Source organism: Methylobacterium sp. SD274 (assembly GCF_017355285.1).
In the GTDB taxonomy this organism is placed as follows: Bacteria; Pseudomonadota; Alphaproteobacteria; order Rhizobiales; family Beijerinckiaceae; genus Methylobacterium.
Genome location: NZ_JADIJP010000077.1, coordinates 1 through 1000, shown reverse-complemented (window position 1 = coordinate 1000; position 1000 = coordinate 1). Strand labels below are relative to the sequence as shown.

Sequence of the window (1000 nt, the reverse complement as noted above, 5' to 3'; positions counted from 1 at the left end):
AGGGCCTCGCCGGATACCGGATCGAGGGAGACGGCGCGGTAGAAGCAGGAGCGTCGCCCGGTATGGCAACATCCGCCATCGCCTCCGACCTCCACCGAGATCAGGAGCGCGTCCTGGTCGCAATCGACCCGCATCTCGACGACGCGCTGGACCTGCCCGCTCGTGGCGCCCTTGTGCCAGAGCTCGCTCCGCGAGCGCGACCAGTACCAGGCCTCGCCGGTCTCGAGGGTGAGCCGCAGGGATTCGGCGTTCATATGGGCGAGCATCAGGACCCGGCCGTCATGGGCATCGACGGCGATGCAGGCGACGAGACCGTTCGCGTCGAAGCGCGGGGTCAGCGTTGCGCCTTCCTCCACATCCTTGCGCGAACCGGGCGGGGAGAACCCACCGGGCGCGGCGGTAGCTTGGCTCACCGTCATCGCGTGGAATGCCCGCGTCAGTTCTTGTTGTTGCGGACGAGGGTCAGGAACCGGACCTGCTCGTTGGCATCGTCCTTGAACACGCCGCGAAATTGCGTGGTCAGGGTGGAGACGCCGGCCTTCTGCACGCCGCGCATGGCCATGCAAAGATGCTCGGCCTCCACCATCACGGCGATGCCGCGCGGCTTGAGGATGCTCTCGATCACGTCGGCGATCTGGGCCGTCATGGTCTCCTGCGTCTGCAGGCGGCGGGCGAAGGTGTCGACCACGCGAGCGAGCTTCGACAGGCCGACCACGCCCTTGGTCGGGTAATAGGCGATATGGGCGAGGCCCATGAACGGCACCATGTGGTGCTCGCAATGGGAGTAGAACGGGATGTCGCGCACGAGCACGATGTCGGAATAGCCCTCCACCTCCTCGAACACACGCTCGAGCAGGGCGTCGGCATCCTGCTCGTAGCCGCCGAAGAGTTGGCCATAGGCCTTCGCCACACGGGCGGGCGTATCCTTGAGGCCTTCGCGATTCGGGTCGTCGCCGGCCCAGCGCAGCAGGGTGCGCACGGCGGCCTCGGCCTCCTCCCG

Annotated in this window: 2 protein-coding genes; both read right to left on the bottom strand. The window is 67.3% G+C overall.

What is annotated here, in order from left to right:
- Positions 1–419 (bottom strand): phosphoribosyl-AMP cyclohydrolase (gene hisI / locus IPV08_RS24310; protein WP_207414424.1); only part of this gene is annotated, 419 nt, incomplete at its 3' end.
- A gap of 17 nt (positions 420–436) precedes the next feature.
- A partial coding sequence (gene folE / locus IPV08_RS24305) for a GTP cyclohydrolase I FolE (protein ID WP_207414422.1) occupies positions 437–1000 on the bottom strand: 564 nt, incomplete at its 5' end.